General features: G+C 33.2%; 2 protein-coding genes and 1 pseudogene. All 3 read left to right on the plus strand.

The features are described from left to right. Nucleotides 1-487, plus strand: a 487-nt coding sequence (locus RT405_RS06670) for a glycosyltransferase (RefSeq protein WP_313468597.1), incomplete at its 5' end; no start/stop codon positions are given. A gap of 24 nt (nt 488-511) precedes the next feature. Further along, nucleotides 512-1417 (plus strand): cell division protein FtsQ/DivIB, encoded by a 906-nt coding sequence (locus RT405_RS06675; RefSeq protein ID WP_313468599.1) that lies wholly within the window; start codon nt 512-514, stop codon nt 1415-1417. Nucleotides 1418-1578: 161 nt separating this feature from the next. Continuing rightward, nucleotides 1579-1713: pseudogene (locus RT405_RS06680) on the plus strand (cell division protein FtsA); the annotation flags it as partial.

A 1713-nucleotide genomic window follows, 5' to 3' on the forward strand; every position in this document is an offset into this window, starting at 1 on the left:
GGCTTTTTTAGAAGCTTTGCCCATATTAGCGACTAAAGATTACCAAATGTTATTTGCTACAGGTGAAATTCATTATGAGAAAATTAAAGAGCAAGTACAGACTTATTTAGAAAAAACGCATTCAATAGCAGTTGTGCCCTATATCGAAAATATGCCTGAAGTTTTTGCAAATGTAGAATTAGTTGTTTCAAGAAGTGGAGCAACTACATTAGCCGAATTAACCGCTTTAGGATTGCCAAGTATTTTAATTCCAAGTCCTTATGTAACCAATGACCATCAAACCAGAAATGCTGAAAGTCTTACTAAACGTGGTGCAGCGAAAATGATTGCTGAAAAAGAATTGAATGGAGTCAGTTTAGTGCAAGCGATTGATGAATTGATGCTGCATGAAGATACCCGTGAAGCGATGGCGACTGAAGCCAAAAAATTAGGGTTGCCAAAAGCAGCGGATCATCTTATTCAAATTATGCAAGAAATTATTCATTAATAACAGTACGAGGAGGATTAGCGCATGGCAGATGAACGAAAAACCTTTAATAAGAAGAAAAAATTGCCTGCGCAATTATCTTCTGTTGGAAAAGAAAACGAATCTTTAAAGAAAGACAACAACAAAAGAGCGGGACAATCCGAAGGAAAAGATTATTCTTTGGAAGATAAACTTCCAAAATTAAAAGAGAAGCGACGTAAAAAGATGTATCGCCGCTTGGTTTCGCTACTTTTTTTATTTTCATTTGCAATTTTGATAGTCGTGTATTTTATTACACCTTTAAGTAAAGTTGACCAAGTTTCTGTTTCGGGAACCAAAGAAGTTACCGATCAAGCTGTTATTGATGCCAGTCAAATACGTTCTGGAGATTCATTATGGGAAACTTTTTTTTCGAGAAATAAAATAGAGACAACTATAAAAAAACAATTGCCTCAAGTGAAATCAATGAAACTGAAATTTAATAGCATAAATTCTTACGAATTAGTGGTTTCAGAATATAAGACCGTAGCCTACTTGGAAAAAGGGGACGAGTACTACAATATTCTTTCAAATGGAAAAATTGTAAACGAAAGTAGAAAAGTATCCATTGGCAATCCGCCAATTTTCGTTAATTTTAAAGAAGGAAAAGCACTTAATAAAATGTTGGAACAATATCAAGTGTTGAACGAGAACATTCATAACAGTATCTCTGAAATTGAATATACCCCGAGCAAAACAGATGATTATTTAATCACACTTTATATGAATGATGGCAATCAAGTAGTGGCTTCCATTCTGTCTTTCGCGGAAAAAATGGTCTATTACCCTGATATAGTGGAAAAAATAGGGGAAGAAAAAGGGGTTATCAATATTGAAGTAGGTATTTATTTCATGCCTTTTGAATCAGAATCTTCAAAAGAAAATACAGAATCAGCAAATAATAAAGAATAATATCAAAAATAAGAAATAAAAAGCCCGATAATAATAGAGAAATTCTATTAAAAGCTTCGTAAATTGAGAACTGATATGGTAAAATTAAACATGTCTATGGTAAAGAAGAAGGACAAATATAAAATTTAAACTGAAAATGAAGCATAAGGAGGTTTCAATGAATGAGAAATACAGGAATGTACGTAAGTCTGGATATTGGAACCACTTCAATAAAAGTAGTTGTTGCTGAATTTATTAATGGTGAAATGAATATTATTGGAGTAGGAAATGAAAAATCAGAAGGCCTGAGTCGCGGC

The organism is Carnobacterium sp. (assembly GCF_032094055.1).
GTDB lineage: Bacteria > Bacillota > Bacilli > Lactobacillales > Carnobacteriaceae > Carnobacterium_A.